The 21,547-nt window shown below is 63.1% G+C and carries 14 protein-coding genes; 7 read left to right on the top strand and 7 right to left on the bottom strand.

The genetic code is table 11. From position 1 onward, the window contains the following. Positions 1-227: 227 nt before the first annotated feature. The 4 genes from ptsP (at position 228) to AC07SI_RS02160 (ending at position 7,373) form a co-directional block, all read left to right on the top strand. Positions 228-3,086, top strand: a complete 2,859-nt coding sequence (gene ptsP / locus AC07SI_RS02175) for a phosphoenolpyruvate--protein phosphotransferase (protein WP_495004986.1) — start codon at positions 228-230, stop codon at positions 3,084-3,086. Beyond that, entirely contained in the window at positions 3,087-4,007 is a 921-nt protein-coding gene (gene pfkB, locus AC07SI_RS02170; RefSeq protein ID WP_106805175.1) for a 1-phosphofructokinase, read from the top strand. It abuts the gene before it with no gap. An 11-nt stretch (positions 4,008-4,018) separates the two neighbouring features. Further along, entirely contained in the window at positions 4,019-5,731 is a 1,713-nt protein-coding gene (locus AC07SI_RS02165; RefSeq protein WP_213550598.1) for a PTS fructose-like transporter subunit IIB, read from the top strand. Positions 5,732-5,831: 100 nt separating this feature from the next. Beyond that, positions 5,832-7,373, top strand: a complete 1,542-nt coding sequence (locus AC07SI_RS02160) for an alkaline phosphatase D family protein (RefSeq protein ID WP_495004985.1) — start codon at positions 5,832-5,834, stop codon at positions 7,371-7,373. Between the two features lie 54 nt (positions 7,374-7,427). Here the strand turns inward: AC07SI_RS02160 and AC07SI_RS02155 are convergent, their stop codons facing one another. Then, positions 7,428-9,953 (bottom strand): PepSY domain-containing protein, encoded by a 2,526-nt coding sequence (locus AC07SI_RS02155; protein ID WP_495004984.1) that lies wholly within the window; start codon positions 9,951-9,953, stop codon positions 7,428-7,430. A 136-nt stretch (positions 9,954-10,089) separates the two neighbouring features. Continuing rightward, positions 10,090-12,399, bottom strand: a complete 2,310-nt coding sequence (locus AC07SI_RS02150) for a TonB-dependent receptor (RefSeq protein WP_106805171.1) — start codon at positions 12,397-12,399, stop codon at positions 10,090-10,092. Positions 12,400-12,604: 205 nt separating this feature from the next. Here AC07SI_RS02150 and AC07SI_RS02145 point away from each other — a divergent pair, with 205 nt between their 5' ends. Both AC07SI_RS02145 and AC07SI_RS02140 read left to right on the top strand, forming a co-directional pair. After that, positions 12,605-13,285, top strand: coding sequence for a Fe2+-dependent dioxygenase (locus tag AC07SI_RS02145; RefSeq protein WP_065900613.1), 681 nt, complete (start codon positions 12,605-12,607; stop codon positions 13,283-13,285). A 1-nt stretch (position 13,286) separates the two neighbouring features. Beyond that, on the top strand, positions 13,287-14,039 hold the full coding sequence (locus AC07SI_RS02140) for a tetratricopeptide repeat protein (RefSeq protein ID WP_495004983.1): 753 nt from the start codon (positions 13,287-13,289) through the stop codon (positions 14,037-14,039). Positions 14,040-14,127: 88 nt separating this feature from the next. On the opposite strand, the gene AC07SI_RS02135 is transcribed toward AC07SI_RS02140, so the two are convergent. The 5 genes from AC07SI_RS02135 to AC07SI_RS02115 all read right to left on the bottom strand — a co-directional run bounded on the left by AC07SI_RS02135 (position 14,128) and on the right by AC07SI_RS02115 (position 19,289). Beyond that, entirely contained in the window at positions 14,128-15,291 is a 1,164-nt protein-coding gene (locus AC07SI_RS02135; RefSeq protein ID WP_025856258.1) for a type III PLP-dependent enzyme, read from the bottom strand. Positions 15,292-15,803: 512 nt separating this feature from the next. After that, positions 15,804-16,961 carry an osmoprotectant ABC transporter ATP-binding protein OsmV gene (locus AC07SI_RS02130; protein ID WP_495004982.1) on the bottom strand — a complete coding sequence of 386 codons (1,158 nt, stop codon included), beginning with the start codon at positions 16,959-16,961 and terminating at the stop codon, positions 15,804-15,806. Beyond that, positions 16,958-17,611: an ABC transporter permease gene (locus tag AC07SI_RS02125; RefSeq protein ID WP_065900622.1), complete on the bottom strand. Its 654-nt coding sequence runs from the start codon at positions 17,609-17,611 to the stop codon at positions 16,958-16,960. Before AC07SI_RS02125 ends, AC07SI_RS02130 begins: the two co-directional genes overlap by 4 nt. 11 nt (positions 17,612-17,622) lie before the next feature. Continuing rightward, the gene (locus AC07SI_RS02120) at positions 17,623-18,516 is read right to left on the bottom strand and encodes a glycine betaine ABC transporter substrate-binding protein (RefSeq protein ID WP_065900624.1); all 894 of its coding nucleotides are present in this window, start codon (positions 18,514-18,516) and stop codon (positions 17,623-17,625) included. Positions 18,517-18,536: 20 nt separating this feature from the next. Then, positions 18,537-19,289, bottom strand: a complete 753-nt coding sequence (locus AC07SI_RS02115) for an ABC transporter permease (protein WP_257235904.1) — start codon at positions 19,287-19,289, stop codon at positions 18,537-18,539. Positions 19,290-19,584: 295 nt separating this feature from the next. On the opposite strand from AC07SI_RS02115, the gene AC07SI_RS02110 reads away from it, so the two are divergent. Next, complete coding sequence (locus AC07SI_RS02110) at positions 19,585-21,168, top strand: peptide chain release factor 3 (RefSeq protein ID WP_065900628.1); 1,584 nt, start codon at positions 19,585-19,587, stop codon at positions 21,166-21,168. Positions 21,169-21,547 lie beyond the last annotated feature (379 nt).

The following is a 21,547-nucleotide window of genomic DNA, read 5'->3' as shown; positions in this document are numbered from 1 at the left end:
CGACCAATGTCTCAGCGCAAGTGCCGAGTGGTCCTTCAAGGATGCGCAATTAACGCGTAATCTGCCATAAATTCTAGATTAAACGTTTCAGCCAGCGTATTTTTACGACGTTCGCGACTGAGTAACTACTGCCAATTGACTGCTCAGTCAGTTATCCCGAAACGCCCTTACACTGTTTTATTCAAAACAATACCTAGTGCGGCCCCCGCACTAACTAGGAGAACGGCATGCTTGAGCTCACTGTAGAGCAGATTTCCATGGGCCAGACGGCTGTGGATAAATCTGCCGCCCTGCACCTGCTCGCTGACAAACTGGTGGCTGACGGCCTGGTCGCCGAGGGGTATCTCAGTGGCTTGCAAGCCCGTGAAGCCCAAGGCTCGACCTTTCTCGGCCAAGGTATTGCCATCCCCCACGGCACCCCCGAAACCCGCGACCAGGTGTTCTCCACCGGCGTGCGCCTGCTGCAGTTCCCCGAAGGGGTGGACTGGGGCGACGGCCAGATCGTCTACCTGGCGATCGGCATCGCGGCCAAGTCCGATGAACACCTGCGCCTGTTGCAACTGCTTACCCGTGCCCTCGGTGAAACCGACCTGGGCCAGGCGCTGCGGCGTGCCGGCAGTGCCGAAGCGCTGCTGAAACTGTTGCAGGGTGCGCCACAGGAGCTGGCGCTGGACGCGCAGATGATCAGCCTGGGCGTGTCCGCCGATGATTTTGAAGAGCTGGTATGGCGCGGCGCCCGCCTGTTGCGTCAGGCCGATTGTGTGAGCAATGGTTTCGCCGCCGTCTTGCAACAGGTCGATGCGCTGCCCCTGGGCGATGGCCTGTGGTGGTTGCACAGCGAGCAGACCGTCAAGCGCCCGGGCCTGGCGTTTGTCACCCCGGACAAACCCATGCGCTACCTTGGCCAGCCGCTCAACGGCCTGTTCTGCCTGGCCAGCCTGGGCGAAGCGCACCAGGCCCTGCTGGAGCGCCTGTGTGCATTGCTGATCGAAGGGCGCGGCCAGGAGTTGGGCCGCGCCACCAGCAGCCGCGCGGTGCTCGAAGTGTTGGGTGGCGAACTGCCGCTGGACTGGCCCAGCGTGCGCGTCACCCTCGCCAATGCCCATGGCCTGCACGCGCGGCCGGCGAAGATCCTCGCGCAGTTGGCGAAAAGTTTCGACGGCGATATCCGCCTGCGCATTGTCGACGGCCCGGTAGGCGCTGTGTCGGTAAAGAGCCTGAGCAAGTTGCTCAGCCTCGGCGCCCGACGTGGCCAGGTGCTGGAGTTTGTCGCTGAACCGGCGATTGCCGGTGATGCGCTGCCCGCGCTGTTCGCTGCCGTTGAAGCCGGCCTCGGCGAAGAAGTCGAGCCGCTGCCGACCGTGAGCGCCCAGCCTGCCACTCCGGATAGCGCACCGGTGCTCAGCGCACCGCTGGCCGGCAGCCAGCTCCAGGCCATCGCCGCCGCCCCCGGCATCGCGATTGGCCCGGCGCATGTCCAGGTTCAACAGGTGTTCGACTACCCGCTGCGCGGCGAGTCCTCGGTCATCGAGCGCCAGCGCCTGCAGGCCGCATTGACCGATGTGCGCGGTGATATCCAGGGCCTGATCGAACGCAGCCAGGCCAAGGCCATCCGCGAAATTTTCATCACCCACCAGGAAATGCTCGACGACCCGGAACTCACCGACGAAGTCGACACCCGCCTCAAGCAAGGCGAAAGCGCCGAAGCGGCTTGGATGAGCGTGATCGAAGCCGCCGCCAGACAGCAGGAGTCGTTGCAGGACGCCTTGCTCGCCGAGCGCGCGGCCGATTTGCGCGACATTGGTCGCCGCGTGCTGGCGCAACTGTGCGGCGTCGAAACCGCCCAGGAGCCCAGCGAACCCTACATCCTGGTGATGGACGAAGTGGGCCCCTCGGACGTCGCGCGGCTGGACCCGGCGCGCGTCGCCGGCATCCTCACCGCGCGTGGCGGTGCCACGGCCCACAGCGCCATCGTCGCCCGCGCCCTGGGGATTCCCGCGCTGGTGGGCGCCGGTCCGACGGTGTTGCTGCTGGCTGCCGGCACCGCGTTGTTGCTGGATGGCCAGCGTGGCCGCCTGCATGTCGACCCCGATGCCGCCACCCTGCAACGGGCCACCGTCGAACGCGATACCCGCGAACAACGCCTGCAAGCCGCCTCGGCCCAGCGCCATGAACCGGCCCTGACCCGTGACGGCCACGCGGTGGAAGTGTTCGCCAATATCGGCGAAAGCGCCGGTGTGGCCAGCGCGGTGGAGCAGGGCGCCGAAGGCATTGGCTTGCTGCGCACCGAACTGATTTTCATGGCCCATCCGCAAGCGCCGGATGAAGCCACCCAGGAAGCCGAATACCGCCGCGTGCTCGACGGCCTGGGCGGTCGCCCGCTGGTGGTGCGCACCCTCGATGTGGGCGGCGACAAACCGCTGCCGTATTGGCCGATCGCCGAGGAAGAAAACCCCTTCCTGGGCGTGCGCGGGATTCGCCTGACCTTGCAACGTCCGCAGATCATGGAGGCGCAATTGCGCGCGCTGCTGCGCTCAGCGGACAACCGCCCGTTGCGCATCATGTTCCCCATGGTCGGCAGCGTGGATGAATGGCGCGCGGCCCGCGACATGACCGAGCGCCTGCGCCTGGAAATCCCGGTAGCCGATCTGCAACTGGGGATCATGATCGAGGTGCCATCTGCGGCATTGCTCGCGCCGGTGCTGGCCAAGGAAGTGGATTTCTTCAGCGTCGGCACCAATGACCTGACCCAGTACACCCTGGCCATCGACCGTGGCCACCCGACCCTGTCGGCCCAGGCCGACGGCCTGCATCCGGCTGTGCTGCAACTGATCGACATCACCGTGCGCGCCGCCCATGCCCAGGGCAAATGGGTGGGCGTGTGCGGTGAGCTGGCGGCAGACCCGCTGGCAGTGCCGGTGCTGGTCGGGCTGGGGGTGGATGAGCTGAGCGTGTCGGCCCGCAGCATTCCTGAGGTGAAGGCGCGCGTGCGTGAATTCAGTCTGAGCGAGGCCCAGGGCCTGGCGCAAAAAGCACTCGCGGTGGGTTCGCCCGCCGAAGTGCGTGCCCTTGTGGAGGCCGTGTAGATGGCAATGATTCTGACCCTGACGCTGAACCCGGCGTTGGACCTGACGGTACGCCTGGGGCGCCTGGAGCCGGGTGAAGTCAACCGTAGCGAAACCCTGCTGACCCACGCGGCCGGCAAGGGCGTGAATGTCGCGCAGGTGCTGGCCGACCTCGGCCATCAGGTGAGCGTGGGCGGCTTTCTCGGTGCGGCCAACCCCGAGGCGTTCGAGGCGCTGATCGCCAGCCGAGGGTTTGGCGACGCGTTCATTCGCGTGCCGGGCGAAACCCGCAGCAATATCAAGATTGCCGAACAGGACGGTCGGGTCACCGACATCAACGCGCCGGGGCCGCTGGTGAGCGAGCAGGCACAACACGCCTTGCTCAAGCTGCTCGCGGTGATCGGCCCTGAGTTCGATGCCGTGGTGGTGGCTGGCAGCTTGCCGCGCGGCGTCAGTGCGCAGTGGTTCCAGGACTTGCTGGCGCAACTCAAGGACCTGGGTTTGAAAGTCGCCCTGGATACCAGCGGCGAGGCCCTGCGCGCCGGTCTGAAGGCCAGCCCATGGCTGGTCAAACCCAATACCGAGGAACTGGCCGATGCCCTGGGGCATTCCACTGACGTCATCCACCAACTGCATCAGCAAGGCGTGGAACACGTGGTCGTCTCCGACGGCGCCGCAGGCGTGACCTGGTACAGCCCGCAGGGGGCCCTGCATGCCACGCCGCCGAAGGTGACGGTCGCCAGTACGGTCGGCGCCGGTGACTCGCTGCTGGCCGGGATGCTTCACGGTCTGCTCAGTGGCGATACACCGGAGCACACCCTGCGCCGCGCGACGGCGATTGCCGCGATGGCGGTGACGCAGATCGGTTTTGGCATCAGCGATGACGCGCAGTTGGCGCGCCTGCAAAACGGCGTCGACGTCCGCACGCTGACAGAACAATAAGAGGGATTGTGATGAAGTTAGCCATTGTTACTGCCTGCCCGAACGGCATGGTCACCAGTGTGCTGTGCGCCCGCTTGTTGGACGCAGCCGCTCAGCGTCAAGGCTGGAGCACCAGCGTCGAAGTGGTCGACGTGCAACGTCCGGAACGCCAGCTGTCCCAGGCGACGCTCGACGCGGCCGAATGGGTGTTGCTGGTCAGCAGCACCGCGGTGGACATGCAGCGGTTTGTCGGCAAGCGCGTGTTCCAGAGCACCCCGGCCCAGGCGCTGGCGGATGTCGAGGCGGTCTTGCGCCGTGGTGCGCAAGAGGCGCAGGTGTATGTCGCGACGGCCCCCGTCGCCGCGAAAAACGTCCCGCGCATTGTTGCCGTCACGGCTTGCCCCACCGGCGTGGCCCACACCTTCATGGCTGCCGAGGCCTTGCAGCAAACGGCCAAGCGCCTGGGGTATGACTTGCAGGTCGAGACCCAAGGCTCAGTCGGCGCCCGCACGCCGTTGAGCCCGCAGGCCATCGCAGACGCCGATGTGGTGTTGCTGGCGGCCGACATTGAAGTCGCCACCGAGCGCTTCGCCGGCAAGAAAATTTACCGCTGCGGCACCGGTATTGCGCTCAAGCAGTCCGAAGCGACCCTCAACAAGGCCCTGGCCGAAGGTGCGGTGGAAAGTGCGGCCGGCGGTGCGGCGACCAAGAAGCCGGAAAAAACCGGCGTCTACAAACACCTGCTCACGGGCGTGTCGTTCATGTTGCCGATGGTGGTGGCGGGCGGCTTGCTGATCGCCTTGTCATTCGTGTTCGGCATCCACGCGTTCGAACAGGAAGGCACCTTGGCGGCGGCGCTGAAAACCGTCGGCGACCGCGCCTTCATGCTGATGGTGCCGTTGCTGGCAGGCTATATCGCCTACTCGATTGCCGACCGTCCGGGCATTGCGCCCGGCATGATCGGCGGCCTGCTCGCGGGGACGCTGGGCGCCGGGTTTATCGGCGGGATCTTCGCCGGTTTCCTCGCCGGCTACTGCGTCAAGCTGATCACCCGCGCGGTAAAGTTGCCGCAGAGCCTGGAAGCGCTCAAGCCGATCCTGATCATCCCGTTGCTCGCTAGCCTGTTCACCGGCCTGGCGATGATCTACCTGGTCGGCCCGCCGGTGGCGCGCATGCTCACCGGGCTGACGGATTTTCTCAGTACCATGGGCACCACCAATGCGGTGCTGCTGGGCATCCTGCTGGGCGGCATGATGTGCGTGGATCTCGGCGGGCCGATCAACAAGGCCGCGTATGCGTTTTCCGTCGGCCTGTTGGCCGCGCAGAGTGGCGCACCGATGGCCGCGACCATGGCCGCCGGCATGGTGCCGCCGATCGGCATGGGCATCGCCACGTTCCTGGCGCGGCGCAAGTTCGCCCAGACCGAACGCGAGGCCGGCAAGGCCGCGATGATCCTGGGCCTGTGCTTTATCTCCGAAGGTGCGATCCCGTTTGCCGCCAAGGACCCGCTGCGCGTGATCCCGGCCAGCATCGCCGGCGGCGCGTTGACCGGCGCGCTGTCGATGTACTTCGGCTGCAAACTGGCGGCGCCCCATGGCGGCCTGTTTGTGCTGGTGATCCCGAATGCGATGAACCATGCGTTGCTGTACTTGCTGGCGATTGTCGCGGGTAGCCTGCTGACCGGGTTGGTGTACGCGCTGATCAAGCGCCCGGAAGCGGTGGAGCTGGCCGTCGCCCCTGCCTGACCCTGTAGGGGCCGGCTTGCCGGCGCCTACACTGGGGTGTCATCTGGCTTTCATCCCGGCGTGGTTAAGTTGCCCTTTTGATACTCAAGAGGGCACCTGCATGAGCCACTTCGACCTCGGCCGTCGCCGCGTGATGCAAGCCGTCGGCGCCGGCCTGTTGCTGCCGGGCCTGGCCCCGGCGGTGATCGCTTCGGTGAAAGATCGTCCGCAACTCACCGATGGCGTGCAGTCCGGCGACCTGCTGGGCGATCGCGCGATGATCTGGAGCCGCAGCGACCGCCCGGCGAAGATGGTGGTGGAGTGGGACACCCGCAGCGTGTTCAGCAACCCGCGCAAATTCGTCTCGCCGCTGGCCGACAGCCGCACCGACTTTACCGCCCGCGTCGAACTCACCGGGCTCCCCGCCGACCAGGCGATCTTCTATCGCGTGCACTTCGAAGACGCCCAGACCGGCGTGGCCAGCGAGCCCTGGTTCGGCCACCTGCGCAGCGTGCCGCAACAGCGCCGTGACATCCGGTTTGTGTGGAGCGGCGACACCGTGGGCCAGGGCTTTGGCATCAACCCGGAGATCGGCGGCATGCGCATCTACGAAGCCATGCGCCTGCGCCTGCCGGATTTTTTTATCCACAGCGGCGACACCATCTACGCTGACGGCCCGGTGCCCGCGCAACTGGCCACCGAAGGCGGGCGCATCTGGCGCAATATCACCACCGAGGCCAAGAGCAAAGTCGCCGAAACCCTGGATGAATATCGCGGCAATTACCGCTACAACCTGCTGGATGAAAACGTGCGCCGCTTCAATGCCGAAGTGCCGCAGATCTGGCAGTGGGACGACCATGAAGTGGTGAACAACTGGTCGCCGAGCAAGCAGCTCGACGAGCGCTACCAGACCAAGGACATCAACACCCTGGTCGGCCGCGCGCGTCAGGCCTGGCTGGAATATTCGCCGATGCGCCGGCAAGCCGCCGATGGAGGCGGGCGCATTTATCGCAAGCTCAGCTATGGTCCGCTACTGGATGTGTTCGTGCTCGACATGCGCAGCTATCGCGGCCCCAACGACGACAACCTGGGCGCAGAAAAGCCCTTCCTCGGCCGCGAGCAACTGGACTGGCTCAAGCGCGAACTCAAGGCTTCCCAGGCGCAGTGGAAGGTCATCGCCGCCGACATGCCCATCGGCCTCGGCGTGCCCGACGGCGAAGTCAGCCCCGGCGTGCCGCGTTGGGAAGCCATCGCCAACAATGACCCGGGCCCGGCCCAGGGCCGCGAGCTGGAAATCGCCGAGCTGCTCGGGTTCCTGCGTGCACAGCAGGTGCGCAACCATGTCTGGCTGACGGCAGACGTGCATTATTGCGCCGCGCATCACTATCACCCGGATCGCGCGGCGTTCCAGGATTTCGAGCCGTTCTGGGAGTTTGTCGCCGGGCCGTTGAATGCGGGGAGCTTCGGGCCTAATCCGCTGGACAAGACCTTTGGCCCCGAGGTGGTGTTCGAGAAGGCCCCACCGGCGCAGAACACGTCGCCGTTTGCGGGTTTCCAGTTTTTTGGCGAGGTGCAGATCGATGGGCAGACTGCGGAGTTGACCGTGATCCTGCGTGACCTGGATGGCGTCTCGGTGTTCGAGCAAAAGCTGCAACCCGCCTGATTGGCCTGCGCTCAAGACTGTGGGAGCAGGCAAGCCAGCGCCCACAGTTGATCATCAGTAGACGTCGCGGCGGTAGCGGCCTTGTTCGATCAAGCGCTCCACCGCGTCACTGCCGAGTATGTCCACCAACGCCTGATCCACCCCGGCCGCCATCCCCTGCAGGCTCCCGCACACATAAATCGCCGCGCCTTCTGCCAGCCACCTGCGCAGTACCTCGGCCGATTCACGCAGGCGATCCTGCACGTAGATTTTTTCCTCCTGGTCGCGTGAAAACGCCAGGTCCAGCAACGCCAGGTCACCGCTGGCGAGCCAGCCTTGCAGCTCGTCCTGGCACAGGAAGTCATGCTTGATATTGCGTTCGCCGAACAACAGCCAGTTGCGCTGCTGGCCATCGGCAATGCGCGCCTTGAGCAAACTGCGCAGGCCAGCGAGGCCCGTGCCATTGCCCAGCAGGATCAACGGCACGGGCGCGTCCGGCAGGTGGAAGCCACTGTTGCGGCGCAGGCGCAGGCTGATTGCGGCACCGATGGCCGCATGCTCGGTGAGCCAACCCGAGCCGACGCCCAGGCCGCCATCCGGGTGGCGCTCCTGGCGCACGATGAGTTCCAGCACGCCGTCGCTGGCGATCGAGGCGATGGAGTATTCGCGCATGCCCAGCGGCGCCAGTGCATTCACCAGTGCCTGGGCATGCAGGCCCACCAGGTGCGCGCGGTTGTCCGGCAATTGGCGTGTGGCCAGGGCCTGGTTGAGGGTTTGCGCCAAGCCGTCGATCAGTACGCCGTCGCTGCCGGCCAGGCCCAGTCCTTCCAGGAAGTGCTCGATGGCCCATGGGCAGTTGCGCGGCAGCACTTCGACCAGATCGCCGGCCTCCCAGCGCTGTGGCGACGTGCTGGTGAGGCCGAGCAGGTAGACATCCGAGCCTGTGCTGTCGCGGTTGAGCAGGGTGCGCTGGCTCAGCGTCCAGTTTTCGTATTGGGCGGTCGGCCAGGCGGCGGCCGGTGCGTGCCCTGTCAGCTGTCCCAGTTGTTGTTGCCAATTGAGCAGCGCGGCGCTGTCGCCGCTATCCACTTCGACCGGGGCGAACAACGGGTTGCCGCCCTGGTTGGTCAGCCAGAAATGCAAGCGGCGGGCAAAGCCGCAGAAGTGTTCGTACTGTCGGTCACCCAGGGCCAATACCGAGTAGTTCAGGCCCTTGAGGGACATGTCCTGGCCGAGCACGCTGCGCTCGAAACCCCGCGCGCTGTCGGGCGCTTCGCCGTCACCGAAGGTGCTGACTACAAACAGCGCATTCTGCGACTGGCGCAGGTCGTCCTGGCTGACACTGCCCAAGGGCTGCACCTTCACCGGCAAGCCGGCAGCCTGCAATTGCCCGGCCGTCTGCCAGGCCAACTGCTCGGCAAAGCCGCTCTGGCTGGCAAAGCCGATCAACCAGGCCGGGGCATCGCTGGGGTTGGCGCCGAGGCCTTTGCGTGCATCGCGCACCTGGCGTTTTTTACGCCGGCGGTCCAGGTACAGCAGCCAACCGGTGATGAAGAACAACGGCATCAGCAGCGAGCTGACGGTGAGGATGATGCGCCCCGCCACGCCGAAATAACTGCCGGTGTGCAGCGCGTAAATACTGGTCAGCAGCTGCGACTTGAGGCTCTTGCTCGCGTACTGGTCGTGGGATTTGACCTCGCCGGTGGCCGGGTCCAGGTTGATCTGGTTCAGCGCTCGGTCATGGGGCGAGTCTTTCAACAGGTAGTAGACGGTGGCCGGCTGCCCCGCGACGGCGGGCATGCGGATGTTGTAGGCGCTGAGGCCGGGACCGGCATTGCTGTAGATGCTGCTCCAGATCGCGTCATAGTTGGCCACCGGCAAAGGGCCTTCGGGTGCCGGGCCACGTTTGCGCACCCGTTCATTTTGCGGGGCATCGGACAGCAGCTTGGTCAGGCCCTGGCTGTACCAGTCGTAGGACCACGACAGGCCGGTCAGCGCCGACAACAGGTAGGCCAGCAGGCACCAGGTGCCGAACACGGAATGCAGATCCCAGTTGAAGCTGCGACCTTTTTTGCGCCAGTCCAGGGTCAGCCAGGCACGCCAGCTTGCCACCTGGCGTGGCCAGCGCAGGTACAGGCCGGAGAGGCAGAAGAACACCAGGATCAGCGTGCACGCACCGGTAATCTGCCGGCCGGTTTCACCCATGACCAGGAAGCGGTGCAGTTGCAGGATAAAGCCGAAGACATCCTGGCCGACAGCATCGCCCATGTAGTCGCCGGTGTAGGGATCGAAGTAGCGCATCTGGCCACGGCGCTCGCCGGGTGGCGGGGTGAAGAACACGCGCGCGGCGTTGCCGCTTTCGCCTTCGACCCACAGCATCGACACGGTTTTGCCTTCGGTGGCTTCGAGCTTGCGCACCAATTCGGCGGGCGGCAGTACCCCGGCCTCGCGTTTTTGCACGCTGAGCACCGTCGGGTTGAGCGCCCGCAGTATTTCATCCTGAAACGAGACCGCAGCCCCGGTGATCCCCATCAAGGCCAGCACCAGCCCGGCAGTGATGCCGAAGAACCAGTGCAACTGGAACAGGGTTTTCTTCAACACGTCGGACCGCCTCGCTCATCTGTCTGTAAATGCCACGGCGCGCATTATGCCGTGAGTTGTCGAGAAACATTCTGTTTTACACGCAAAAGCCCCACGCATCCGATGCGTGGGGCTCCTGGTTGCGCGTCGAGCGCGTTTAGAAGTGGAAGCTGGTGGTCAACAACGCAGTACGCCCGGCCGCCTGGTTGGCGAAGTGGGTGGAGAAGGCCTTGTCGTAATACACCTTGTCGGTGAGGTTCTGCACGTTCAACTGCAGGTCGACGTTCTTGGTCAGCTTGTAGCTGGCCATGGCGTCATAGCGGGTATAGGACGGTACATAAACGAGGTTGCCGGCATCGCCATAGACTTCGTCGACATAGAACGCGCCGCCGCCGACGGTGAGCTTGGAGGTGATGTCGTAAGTGGTCCACAGGCTGAACGTGTTCTTCGGCGTGTTCGGCATCTGGTTGCCTTTGCTTGAGCCCGTGCTGACCACGCCGTTTCGACCGTTGAGGCCGGCGTTGACCAGTTCGCTGTCCAGGTAGCTGTAGCCCGCGAACACCTGCCAGTGATCGGTGATCTTGCCGCTGGCCGACAACTCCACGCCATCCACGCGGGACTCGCCGGCGTTTTCGTAGGTGAGGGAGTCCACCAGGATGCGGGTGTTTTTCTTCTCGGTACGGAACACCGCCGCCGTCAGGGACAGGCGATCGTGGAACAGGTCCCACTTGGTGCCCAACTCGTAGTTGACGGTTTCCTCAGGTTGCAGGTCGCTGGTCGCGGCGCCGGCGGACAGCGGGTTGCCGTCCGAGCCTTCACCGACCAGGCCACCGGCAGGGGTTGCCGAGGTGGCGTAGGAGGCATAGATGCTGGCGTTCTCCACCGGCTTCCAGACCAGGCCGGCCTGCCAGTTGAAGAACTGGCTGTCTTGCTTGAGTTTGGTGCGGCCGGTGGCGGAGTCGGTATTGGCCACAGTGTCGAAGGTGTCGTAGCGCAGGCCGACGTTCAGCAGCCATTTCGGGTCCAGCTCGATCGTGTCGAAGACATACGCGCCACGGCTGGTGGCCTTGGTGTTGGTGCCGAAGTAGTTGCGCGCGACGCTGCCGGTCCACGCGTCGTCCGGGTTGGGATTGCCCAGCGAGGTGCAGTTGCCGCCGCTGCTGCCGATCTGGCTCGGCAGGCAGCCGCCGCTTGGGTTGGCTGCGACGGCACCGTTGGCGGTGCGCACGGTGTAGCTGCTGGCGCGGGTTTCTTCGCCGGTGAATTCCAGGCCGGTGGAGTAGGAATGCTTGAAGCCCAGGGCCTGGAAGCTGCCGAACAGGTCGGTCTGGTTGGTGGTGGTCTCCGTGGTGGAGACGCGTGAGTTGGGGCGACGCCACACGGTGCCGAACCGGTTGACGTTGAATTTGCTGTCGTCCGGTTGCGTCAGGATGTAGTCCTGGCCGGTGCTGCCATGACGCAGGGTGTTTTTCAGCGTCATGGTGTCGCTCAGGTCGTGCTCGATGGAGATCGTGCTGATATCGGCGCGGGTCTTGCGGAAATCACGGTCCTTCAAGCCATAGAAGTTCGTGCTGTCGCCGCCATCGTTGGGTTTGTCATGCACGTGGGCGGTGGCCGTCGAGGAGCCGTAGCCATACGGAATGCCCGAATCCGGCAGGTCGTCGCTTTCCATGTGGTAGTAGCTGAGGTTGACGCGGGTCGGCGTGCCCAGGCCGAAGGTCAGCGACGGCGCCACGCCCCAGCGGTCATAGTTGATCGCATCGCGACCGGCCACGTTTTGCTCGTGGCTCATCAGGTTCAGGCGGAACGCGGCGCTGTCGTCGAGGAACTGGCGGTTGACGTCGAGCACATAGCGGCGAGTCTGGTCGGAACCGTAGGTGAAGCCGCCGTTGGTGAAGTCCCGCGCTTGTGGGGTCTTGCTCACCAGGTTGAGGCTGCCACCGGCCGAGCCACGGCCGCCGAACGAGGAGTTCGGGCCTTTGCTGACTTCAATGGATTCAATGTCGAAGATCTCACGGCTCTGGCCGCCGGTGTCACGCACGCCGTCCAGGTAGGTGTCGCCCTGGGCGTCGAAACCGCGGATGAATGGGCGGTCGCCCTGCGGGTTGCCGCCTTCGCCGGCGCCGAAGGTGATCCCCGGGACGGTGCGCAAGGCATCCTGCAACGAAGTGGCGGCGGTGTCCTTGAGCACTTGTTGCGGCACCACGGTGACCGAGCGCGGCGTGTCCACCAGCGGGGCGGTGTATTTCTGCGAAGAGGCTTTTTCGACCTGGTAGGACGTGGTGTCCTGCTCTTCCCCGGTAATGCTGGTGGCGCCCAGGGAGATGCTGTTGCGCTGGCCTTTTTGTTCAGTGTCTTCGGCCGCCTGCGCCAGATGGGCAACAGAGCCGGCGCTGAGGGCGACGCCGATGGCCGAAGCCAGCATGCGTGGTGAACTGGCAGGTATTTTTGTAGTGGTGCGCGACATGACGTGTCCTTTCCCCAAGGATGTGAGGCCGCGGAATATAGGGTCAACAAGACTTTCTATCAATTGCGATACATTGCTATTCGCACTGAATTTACATTCTTTACACTTTTTGCTTACGGTTTTTACGAAGTCGTTCGTCTGGCATGTTTTACAGCGTGGATAAGAATCAATATCATTGATGTCTCTTCGATATCAGGTACTGCCCATGCTGCTGCACATTCCCGGCCTGTTCTCTCGTGAGGAAGTGCAGCGCATTCGCCAAGCCCTGGAAAACACCGAGTGGGCCGACGGAAAAATCACCGCCGGGCACCAATCCGCCAAGGCCAAGCACAACCTGCAATTGCCCGAAGGCCATCCATTGGCCAAGGAAATCGGTGCGGCGATGCTTGAGCGCTTGTGGAAAAATCCGCTGTTTATGTCAGCGGCGTTACCGCACAAAGTTTTCCCGCCGTTGTTCAACTGCTACACCGCGGGTGGCAGCTTCGACTTCCATATCGACAATGCCGTGCGCCAGGCCCGGGGCAGTCACGAGCGGGTGCGCACCGACCTGTCGTCGACGCTGTTCTTCAGCGACCCGGAGGAATACGACGGCGGCGAACTGGAGATCCAGGACACCTTCGGCCTGCAGCGCGTGAAGTTGCCGGCCGGCGACATGGTGCTGTATCCCGGCTCCAGCCTGCACAAAGTCAACGCCGTGAGCCGTGGTGCGCGCTATGCCTCGTTTTTCTGGACGCAGAGCCTGGTGCGCGAAGACAGCCAGCGCACCCTGCTGTTCGAGATGGACGGCGCGATCCAGCAACTGACCCGCGATGTGCCTGACCATCCGGCCCTGATCCAGCTCACCGGCACGTATCACAACCTGCTGCGCCGCTGGGTCGAGGTCTGACATGGGCTTTTTGTTGCGTCGTGAAGAAGTGCTCAACGTCGAGCAGTTGCAGAGCATGCTCGACGACTCCCCGGTGCGCGCGGCCCAGGCGATCCTGATGGCGGCGAAAGAGGGCGTGGTGGATGCCCAGGCCCTGCTCGGGCAAATCCTGCTGGAAGGCCGTGGCATTGCCCGCGATGAAGCCTTGGCGCTGCGCTGGTTCCAGATTGCGGCGGAGGGCGGCCACTTGATGGCGCGCAATATGACTGGTCGCTGCCTGGAGCATGGCTGGGGCTGCGCGGTGGATGAGGCAGCCGCGGCGCGTGAATACCGCGTGGCAGCCGAGGCCGGACTGGATTGGGCGCAGTACAACTATGCCAATCTGTTGGCGACCGGGCGAGGCGTCGCTGAAGACCAACCGCAGGCACTGGCGTTATACCGCCAGGCGGCGGAGCAGGGGCATGCCAAGTCGATGAACCTGTTGGGGCGCTATCTGGAAGACGGCCGGTGTTGCCCCAGGGATCTGGAGACGGCGGTGACGTGGTATCGCCGCTCAGCCGAAGCCGGGGATTTTCGTGGGCAGTTCAGTTATGCAGCGGTGTTGGCCGACGGAGGCCAGATCGAGGCGGCGCTGGAGTGGCTGCGCAAGGCGCTGGCCGGTGGCAACCTGAAGTTCCTGCGCACGGCGCACAAGGCGCTGGCGGCGGCGAATGACCCGCAGATCCGGGCGATGGCCGAGGCTTACAAAGAGCGCGCCACACACCTGAACCCGTAGGAGCCGGCTTGCCGGCAATGGCGTCTTGAAGATCGCCATCGCCGGCAAGCTGGCTCCTACAGAGGGTGATCGTTCCCGGGCGGGATGATCAGACGTAGAACGACTTCAGCGGCGGGAAGCCATTGAACTCAACCGCGCTGTAGCTGGTGGTGTAGGCACCGGTCGACAGCCAGTACAGGCGGTCACCGATCGCCAGGTTCAGCGGCAGGCCGTACTTGTAGTTTTCGTACATGATATCGGCGCTGTCGCAGGTAGGACCGGCGATGACCACTTCTTCCATCTCGCCTTTCTTCTCGGTCCAGATCGGAAACTTGATGGCTTCGTCCATGGTTTCGATCAGGCCGGAGAATTTGCCCACATCGGTGTACACCCAGCGCTCGACGGCGGTGCGCGATTTGCGTGCCACCAGTACCACTTCACTGACCAGGATGCCGGCGTTGGCGATCAACGAACGGCCCGGCTCCAGGATGATTTCCGGCAGGTCATCGCCGAAATCTTCCTTGAGGAAGCGAATGATTTCTTCGGCGTAGGTTTCCAGGCTGTTGGTACGGGTGATGTAGTTGGCCGGGAAGCCGCCACCCATGTTGATCAGCTTGAGGTGGATGCCGTCTTCTTCCTTCAGGCGCTCGAAGATCACTTTGACCTTGGCAATCGCCGCGTCCCACACGCTGATGTCACGCTGTTGCGAGCCGACGTGGAAGGAGATGCCGTAAGGCACCAGGCCGAGGTCACGGGCAAGGATCAGCAGGTCCATGGCCATGTCGGTCTGGCAGCCGAATTTGCGCGACAGAGGCCAGTCTGCGGTGGTCGAGCCTTCGGTGAGGATGCGCACATAGACTTTCGAGCCCGGCGCGGCCTTGGCGATGTTGCGCAGGTCGGCTTCGGAGTCGGTGGAGAACAGGCGCACGCCCTTCTCGTAGAAGTAGCGGATGTCCTTGGATTTCTTGATGGTGTTGCCGTAGCTGATACGGTCCGGGCTGACGCCGCGGCCGAGCACCTTGTCCAGCTCGTAGATCGAGGCGATGTCGAAGCTCGACCCTTTGTCTTTCAACAGGTCGATGATCTCGACGGCCGGGTTGGCCTTGACGGCGTAGTACACCTTGGCGAATTCGAAACCGGCGCGCAGGTCATCGTAGGCCTGGCTGATCATCGCGGTGTCGATGACCACGAACGGGGTTTCTTGCTTGTCGGCGAACGCCTTCATTTTGTCAAAAGTGGCGCGCGCGAAATAATCTTCGACGTTGATCGACATGCTGGGAACTCCTAAGGGCAAACTGTATTGATCAATGGGTGCAAATGAACGTCCTCCGTATCCCCACTTTGGTTCGCCTACTTCCCAAGGCATGTCGCCGAAAGCAAAAAGGCCATGGGAATAACCGCTTCCCTTGGCCTTGCTGTCTCGTCGTCAGTACTTGAGCCGGATGGATCGTTTCCAGCATGGACGTTCGGCGCGAACTTTAGGACGTGAGGGGCCATAGATCAACTAAAAATGTCGCGTTTTTGCACGCGTTCGTCGCGCGATGGCGTGCAGCTACTTATGTAACCGACAGGTGTGACGGATTGATGTTCCCCGGGAGGGGCAATTTGCAAGGAAAACGGCTGGTCGGCGAGGGCTTTTGTGGCGAGGGGGCTTGTCCCCCGTTGGGCTGCGGAGCGGCCCCAAATCCTGCCCCCGCGTTTTGTATGAAAAAAACGCGCGGAGTTCATTGGGGCTGCTACACAGCCCAACGGGGGACAAGCCCCCTCGCCACACAGGCAGGTTTATCAGGCCAGCGCAGTTTCCGCAGGGGAGACGATGCTGGTCTTGCCGCCACGCGACTTACCGGAACTCAGGTACTCGGCAATCGACTCCTGGGTCACCTCGCCGAGGAATACCCGCTCGGCATCCATCACCGGCAACCACGAGCGGTTGAACTCGTACATGCGCGACAACAGGATGCGCAAGTGCTCGTCGTACGCCGCGGTGGCGTTGAACTCGCGCAGGTACTGGCCGCAGGTGCCGGTCTGACGGTGCAGGTCGCGACGTCGTACATAACCCAGCGCCTTGTTCTCGGCGCAGGTGACCACCATGTAGCGGCGGTCATGTTCGTCCATCAACTCCAGGGCCTCGGCCACCGGGGTTTCCGGGCTCACCGACGGGGCGTTGTCGGCGGCGACTTCGGCCTTCACCAGCAGCAGGCGCTTGAGGGTGCTGTCCTGGCCCACGAAGTTGCTGACGAACTCGTCGGCCGGATGCGCCAGCAGGGTGTCCGGGTGGTCGATCTGCAGCAGCTTGCCGGCGCGGAAGATGGCGATCTTGTCGCCCAGCTTGATGGCTTCGTCGATGTCGTGGCTGACCATGATCACGGTCTTGTTCAGCGCGCGCTGCATCTCGAAAAACTCGTTCTGGATCATCTCGCGGTTGATCGGGTCGACCGCGCCGAACGGCTCATCCATCAGCAGCAGCGGCGCATCGGCCGCCAAAGCGCGAATCACGCCGATCCGCTGTTGCTGGCCGCCCGACAGCTCGCGCGGGTAGCGGTGCAGGTACTGCTTGGGTTCCAGCTTGATCATGCTCATCAACTCGCGGGCGCGGTCATGGCATTTCTGCTTGTCCCAGCCGAGCAGCTTGGGCACTACCACGATATTTTCTTCGATGGTCATGTTGGGAAACAGGCCGATCTGCTGGATCACGTAGCCGATGTTGCGGCGCAGGGTCACCTCGTCAAGGTCGGTAGTGTCTTCGCCGTTGATCAGGATCTTGCCCGAGGTGGGCTTGATCAGGCGGTTGATCATTTTCAACGTGGTGCTCTTGCCGCAGCCCGAGGGGCCGAGGAATACGCAAATCTCGCCTTCGTTGACGGTCAGGCTTACGTCGTTGACGGCGGAAACAGTCTTGCCGTTGCTTTGAAAAGTCTTGGTCAGGTTTTGAAGTTCGATCATTTGAGCAGTCCTTTTGGAGTCAGCGAGCGTTGCAGCCATTGCAGAAGCAGGTCGGCGAAGATGGCCAGGAGACTGACCAGCACGGCGCCGACGATCAGCATCGACATGTCGCTGCGGCTGATGGAAGCCAGAATAAGTACACCCAGGCCACCGGCGCCGATGGTGGCGGCGATGGTCATCACGCCGATGTTCATCACCACGGCGGTGCGCACACCGGCGAGGATCACCGGCACGGCGATGGGCAACTCGACCATGCGCAGGCGCTGGCCGAAGGTCATGCCGATGCCGCGTGCGGCCTCGCGAATGCCCGGTTCAACGCCGGTCAGGGCCAGGTAGGTGTTACGCATGATCGGCAGCAGGGAGTAGAGGAACACGGCGGTGATCGCCGGCATCGGCCCCAGGCCCTGGCCGAATTTGGAGTAGAACGGCAGCAGCAGGCCGAACAGGGCGATGGACGGCACGGTCAGCAGCACCGTGGCGCTGGCTTGCAGCGGGCCGGCCAGGGTCGGGAAGCGGGTCATCAGGATGCCCAGGGGCACGCCGATAAAGATCGCCAGCAGTACGGCGATCCCCACGAGGGTAATGTGCTGCCAGGTCAGATGCAGGACTTGTGCCCAATCAAGATGGGAAAAGGCGTTCAGGAATTCCATGTCTTCTCCTCTTAGTTGAGTGGGTGCTGGCGCAGGAAATCGGCAGCCACGGCGGACGGGCTTTCATGCTCGACGTCGACCCGCGCGTTCAGCTCGCGCATGGTTGCATCGTCGAACAGGGCGGCCAGCGGCTTGAGGTCGGCGGCCAACTCAGGGTGGGCGTCGAGATAAACCTGACGCACCACCGGCGCGGCGGTGTAGTCCGGGAAGTAGTGCTTGTCGTCTTCCAGCAGCTTCAATTTGAAGGCGTTCAGGCGACCGTCGGTGGTGTAGACCAAACCGGCAAACACCTGGCCATTACGCAGGGCGGTGTAGACCAGGCCGGCGTCCATCTGCCGGGTGTTTTTGCGCGTGAGGTTCATGTCATACAGCTTGACCATGCCCGCCATGCCGTCGGAACGGTTGGCGAACTCGGTGTCCAGGGCGACCAGGCGCGTGCCTTTGGTTTTTTCCGCAAGGGCTTGGGTAAGGTCGCTGATGCTGTTGATCTGCGGGAATTCCTTGGCCACGTTCTCGGGGAGTGCCAACGCGTAGGTATTGCTGAATTTCGACGGCGAGAGCCAGACCAGACCTTTTTTCGCGTCGAGTTCTTTCACCCGGGCGTAGGACTGTTCGCTGTCGAGTTTCTCGTCGACGTGGTTGTAGGCCACCAGCGACACGCCGGTGTATTCCCAGATCAGGTCCAGTTGCCCGCTTTCCTGGGCACTGCGCGCCAGGTTGCTGCCCAGGCCGCCGGTCACGCGGGCGTCGTAGCCCTTGGTGCGCAGGTACTGGGACGTGATTTCGGCGAGCAGGGTCTGTTCAGTGAACACCCGGGCGCCGATGCGGATCACCGGTTTTTCGGCAGCTTGCGCAATGCCTGCAAACAGCAGGACGCAGCTCAATATCAGGGTCAGTCTTTTCATGTGATTTCCTTTGCCAAGCCTTAAGACGGACGCAACCCGCGTTCCAGCCAGAGGCGGCTGGCCATGGTCACCAGACCGTCGAGCAGCAATGCCAGCAACGCGGTGCACGCGGCGCCAAGCAGCAATTGCGGCTGGTTGTTCAGGGCGATGCCGGGGAAAATCAGGCTGCCCAGGCTGTTGGCGCCAATCAGGAAGGCCAGCGGCGCGGTACCGACGTTGATCGCCAGGGCCACGCGCACACCGCCGATGATGATCGGCACGGCGTTGGGCAATTCCACGCGAAACAGCACCTGGCGCGGCGTCATGCCGATGCCGGTGGCGGCTTCTTTCAGCGAGCCTTGAACGTTTTTCAGGCCTTCGTAGGTATTGCGCACGATGGGCAACAGGGAGGCGAGGAACAGCGCGAAGATAGCCGGGCCACTGCCGATGCCGAGGACGCCGAGGGCGATGGCCAGTACGGCCAGGGGAGGGACGGTGTTGCCGATGTTGAAGATCTGCATGAAGCGTTCTGCGCGCCCGACCATAGTCGGTCGACTGAGCAGGATACCGGCGGGGATGCCCACAATCAGGGCGGCCAGCATGGAGACAAGAACGAGGATCAGATGAGCTTGCAGGTAAAACAACAAATCGTCGCGGTACAGTTCGATCGTGTTGATGCCGATCCAGTGGACCAGCAGGGCCAGGAGAGCGACGACAACCGCTCCTCCTATCAGCCCTTTGCCATAGCGAATAGCCACAGGCGGACTCCTTTTTTCTTTTGTCGGCGACCACATTTCCGAGCGGCAATGCCATTCCTGGCTGTCGGCGAATAGGGTCGCGAAAAGCAGCTCGTCGATACCGGCAATGCGGTATGTATTCGAGCCATGAGCGCAGCCTCGTCAGGCTAACTTGCTGATTTTTCAGCCCCTGTTACGAGTGCGGCAGCAGGGGAGTGGACGTCTCTACCTTTTAAAAGGTTCCACACTTGGCAGCATTTAGCCACCCCCAATGGGGTGAACGGTGGTCCGTGACCCTGGGTTTGCGCTATACTCGCCGCCCTTTTTTGACTCACCTGCCAGGCGATTTCCCATGACCCACCAGGCCGCCGAAGTCGCGAAACGCCGCACTTTCGCCATTATTTCCCACCCCGATGCCGGTAAAACCACCATCACCGAGAAGCTCCTGCTGATGGGCAAGGCAATCGCTGTGGCCGGCACGGTGAAGTCGCGCAAATCCGACCGCCATGCGACATCCGACTGGATGGAGATGGAAAAGCAGCGCGGTATTTCCATTACCACGTCGGTCATGCAGTTCCCGTATCGCGACCACATGGTCAACCTGCTCGACACCCCGGGCCACGAAGACTTCTCCGAAGACACCTACCGCACCCTGACCGCGGTGGACTCGGCCCTGATGGTCCTCGACGGCGGTAAAGGCGTCGAGCCACGCACCATCGCGCTGATGGACGTGTGCCGTCTGCGGGATACGCCGATTGTCAGCTTCATCAACAAACTCGACCGCGATATCCGCGACCCGATCGAACTGCTCGATGAAATCGAAGCGGTCCTCAAGATCAAGGCCGCGCCGATCACCTGGCCGATCGGTTGCTACCGCGACTTCAAGGGCGTGTACCACCTGGCTGACGACTACATCATTGTCTACACCGCCGGTCACGGTCACGAGCGCACCGAAACCAAGATCATCGAGAAACTTGATTCCGACGAAGCCCGCGCCCACCTGGGTGACGAGTACGACCGCTTTGTCGACCAGCTGGAACTGGTGCAGGGCGCCTGCCATGAGTTCAACCAGCAGGAATTCCTCGACGGCCAGCTGACCCCGGTGTTCTTCGGGACCGCCCTGGGCAACTTCGGTGTCGACCACGTGCTCGACGCTGTCGTCGACTGGGCGCCGCGTCCCTTGGCCCGTGTGGCCAACGAGCGCACCGTGGAGCCCGTGGAAGAGAAATTCTCCGGCTTCGTGTTCAAGATCCAGGCGAACATGGACCCCAAGCACCGCGACCGCATCGCCTTTATGCGCATCTGCTCCGGCAAATACGAAAAAGGCATGAAGATGCGCCACGTGCGCACCGGCAAGGACGTGCGCATCGGCGACGCGCTGACATTCTTCTCCTCCGAGCGTGAACAGCTCGAGGAAGCCTACGCCGGCGACATCATCGGCCTGCACAACCACGGCACCATCCAGATCGGCGACACCTTCACCGAAGGCGAAACCCTGGGCTTCACCGGTATCCCGCACTTCGCCCCGGAACTGTTCCGCCGCGTTCGCCTGCGTGACCCGCTGAAATCCAAGCAACTGCGCCAAGGTCTGCAGCAACTGGCGGAAGAGGGCGCCACCCAGGTGTTCTTCCCCGAGCGCAGCAACGACATCATTCTTGGCGCCGTCGGTGTGCTGCAGTTCGATGTGGTCGCCAGCCGCCTGAAAGAGGAATACAAGGTCGAATGCTCCTACGAGCCGATCACCGTGTACTCCGCGCGCTGGATCGATTGCAGCGACAAGAAGAAGCTGGAGGAATTCTCCAACAAGGCCGTGGAAAACCTCGCGGTCGATGGTGGCGGCCACCTGACCTACCTGGCCCCGACCCGGGTCAACCTGGCGCTGATGGAAGAGCGCTGGCCGGACGTGAAATTCCGCGCGACCCGTGAGCATCATTAAGGTCTGAGTGGTAAAGAGAAGGGCGAAGCTGTCATGGCTTTGCCCTTTTTTGTGGGTGGCATAAAGCTAAGGGTGGGAAGCCTGAATCCTGTGCCTGGCGCAGTTACCACACTTATTTGTGTGGGGCCTGATTCCTGTGCCTGGCGCAGTTCCAATGTGGGAGCGGGCTTGCCCGCGAAAGCAGTATGTCAGTGATAAATAGGTTGTCTGACCCAACGCTTTCGCAGGCAAGCCAGCTCCCACACTTATTGTGTGTGGCCTGATTCCTGTGCCTGGCGCAGTTACCACACTTATTTGTGTGGGGCCTGGTTCCTGTGCCTGGCGCAGCTCCAATGTGGGAGCGGGCTTGCTCGCGAAAGCGGTGTGTCATTGATAAATA

The sequence above is a fragment of the Pseudomonas sp. GW821-FHT05D12 genome (assembly GCF_059419825.1).
The sequence above is the reverse complement of the archived record's forward strand: the minus strand, read 5'-3'. Positions and strand labels throughout refer to the sequence as shown.

Excerpts from the sequence above, each read along its gene's own strand:
- ptsP (WP_495004986.1), top strand. The coding sequence starts at position 228 with ATGCTTGAGCTCACTGTAGAGCAGATTTCCATGGGCCAGACGGCTGTG.
- pfkB (WP_106805175.1), top strand. The coding sequence starts at position 3,087 with ATGGCAATGATTCTGACCCTGACGCTGAACCCGGCGTTGGACCTGACG.
- AC07SI_RS02165 (WP_213550598.1), top strand. The coding sequence starts at position 4,019 with ATGAAGTTAGCCATTGTTACTGCCTGCCCGAACGGCATGGTCACCAGT.
- AC07SI_RS02160 (WP_495004985.1), top strand. The coding sequence starts at position 5,832 with ATGAGCCACTTCGACCTCGGCCGTCGCCGCGTGATGCAAGCCGTCGGC.
- AC07SI_RS02150 (WP_106805171.1), bottom strand. The coding sequence starts at position 12,399 with ATGTCGCGCACCACTACAAAAATACCTGCCAGTTCACCACGCATGCTG.
- AC07SI_RS02145 (WP_065900613.1), top strand. The coding sequence starts at position 12,605 with ATGCTGCTGCACATTCCCGGCCTGTTCTCTCGTGAGGAAGTGCAGCGC.
- AC07SI_RS02140 (WP_495004983.1), top strand. The coding sequence starts at position 13,287 with ATGGGCTTTTTGTTGCGTCGTGAAGAAGTGCTCAACGTCGAGCAGTTG.
- AC07SI_RS02135 (WP_025856258.1), bottom strand. The coding sequence starts at position 15,291 with ATGTCGATCAACGTCGAAGATTATTTCGCGCGCGCCACTTTTGACAAA.
- AC07SI_RS02130 (WP_495004982.1), bottom strand. The coding sequence starts at position 16,961 with ATGATCGAACTTCAAAACCTGACCAAGACTTTTCAAAGCAACGGCAAG.
- AC07SI_RS02125 (WP_065900622.1), bottom strand. The coding sequence starts at position 17,611 with ATGGAATTCCTGAACGCCTTTTCCCATCTTGATTGGGCACAAGTCCTG.
- AC07SI_RS02120 (WP_065900624.1), bottom strand. The coding sequence starts at position 18,516 with ATGAAAAGACTGACCCTGATATTGAGCTGCGTCCTGCTGTTTGCAGGC.
- AC07SI_RS02115 (WP_257235904.1), bottom strand. The coding sequence starts at position 19,289 with ATGTGGTCGCCGACAAAAGAAAAAAGGAGTCCGCCTGTGGCTATTCGC.
- AC07SI_RS02110 (WP_065900628.1), top strand. The coding sequence starts at position 19,585 with ATGACCCACCAGGCCGCCGAAGTCGCGAAACGCCGCACTTTCGCCATT.